This window comes from Vibrio sp. Vb1554, from assembly GCF_033344235.1.
Genome location: NZ_JAWPOJ010000142.1, coordinates 1 through 1,577, shown reverse-complemented (window position 1 = coordinate 1,577; position 1,577 = coordinate 1). Strand labels below are relative to the sequence as shown.

The 1,577-nt window shown below is 45.0% G+C and carries 2 protein-coding genes and 1 pseudogene; all 3 read right to left on the bottom strand.

The annotated features are described in order from the left end of the window. Positions 1-355: pseudogene (locus R8N28_RS24395) on the bottom strand (flagellar biosynthetic protein FliP); the annotation flags it as partial. Positions 356-373: 18 nt separating this feature from the next. Then, positions 374-745, bottom strand: coding sequence for a flagellar motor switch protein FliN (fliN, locus tag R8N28_RS24390; RefSeq protein ID WP_318183569.1), 372 nt, complete (start codon positions 743-745; stop codon positions 374-376). After that, positions 742-1,560, bottom strand: coding sequence for a FliM/FliN family flagellar motor switch protein (locus tag R8N28_RS24385; protein WP_005462796.1), 819 nt, complete (start codon positions 1,558-1,560; stop codon positions 742-744). The genes fliN and R8N28_RS24385 overlap by 4 nt, the downstream gene beginning before the upstream one ends. Between the last annotated feature and the right edge of the window lie 17 nt (positions 1,561-1,577).

Genomic DNA, 1,577 nt, shown 5'->3' with positions numbered 1-1,577 from the left:
TCTCGTAGATATCCGTCCAAACTGGGCGCATGATGAGTAGAGTAAGCGTTAATGCAATACCCACTAACACGCGGTTTGGCGGGCTCTGCTGCAAACCAAGCGCTTGGCGCAAGATAGCCAGCACCACAATAATGCGTGTAAAGCTCGTCGCCATCAAAATGAAAGCAGGAAGGAAACTGAGCGCCGTCATCAACAAAAGAATTTGTAGTTTAACGCTGTACTCTTGTTGTGCGTCTCCGTCCGTGACGGACAGAATTGTTAAGCCGTTGTCTGCTGCCATTGTTGGGAATGCAAACAAAAGTGACACCAATACCAACAAAGGTAACCAACGATGCCAAGCGCTCAGATTGTTCATTGTACTGCCTACCAAAAATTATCGACCAACGCCGCTTAATGCCGAATCGTGTACGTCAATCAAGCGAAGACCGTATTTGTCATTAACGACAACTACTTCCGCATGGCCAAGTAGGGAACCGTTCACTTTTACGTCCAACGGTTCGCCGTTCAGCTTTTCAAGTTCAATGACGGTGCCTTCGCCCGCTTTCATCAAATCACCAAGTGGGATCTCTTTACTTGCGACTTCAAGCGTGACAGTCACAGGAATGCTTTTGAAAAAGCTCAGGTCGCGCTCTGCAGCAACAGGCTCAGGTTGGCGCGTTGTTTCAGCTTCAAAGTCTTCTAATTGAAAATCATCAAAGTTCAGTTCATCTGTGTCGAACGCTTTAGTTTCAGGCGCTGCGCTCATCGCTGCGTTTCCTTATCCGGGTTAAAAATCAAAACAAGCTGTCCGTCTTGCTCAGCAATACGGCCAGTAAAGAGAGGTTGATTGCCAATGCTTACCGGTACGGTATTCAGTAATTCGATTGGCATGATGTCATCAGGTTTTAGGCTGACAACGTCACTTAGAGCCATCGTTTTTTTACTCAATACCACGTTAAGACGAACTGGCGTTGATTCTAGGGAACGACAAAAAGGTTCATACAAATCCACGTCTGATTGCAGCTCAAGCTGTTCAATCAAGGTTTGGATCAGATGCGTGTCCAGTTTTAAGTACATCGACCCTTGATAACCTTCAAAGGTGATATTTAATTGGACACATAAGCCTATGCCGCGTGGAGCTTCATACTCACATGCTTCCCACATGTCTTGCGGTGCTAGCCAACCGATAATAATGCGGCTGATTCTTTCCTGTAGGCGAAGATCACTGGCAGTCAGTGTTGCGACTGAACGCTCTGTATTAGCGCCATAAAAACGGTCTGCTAATTTAACGAGAGTCTGAGTATCACCGTGAACAAATACCATGCCACCTTCTTGGTGCTTATGGGTGGATGTCTGATCTTTGTCCATCATTGCAGGAGAGAATCGATGCAGGTCTACGGAGGTTAAGCTAGCTTCCACTTTGTTTGTACTGAGCCAATTTTGCAATTCATTCGTTAGGCTTGAACAAGATTCTGAAATTAAATTTTCAAGCTTATCTCGAATGATATGAATAGGCTTGCCTAATAATTCGACATCAAGAGGTTTGATATCGGAAATAGACTCACTAACTCTAGTTTCCATTTATATTTTACCGTGCG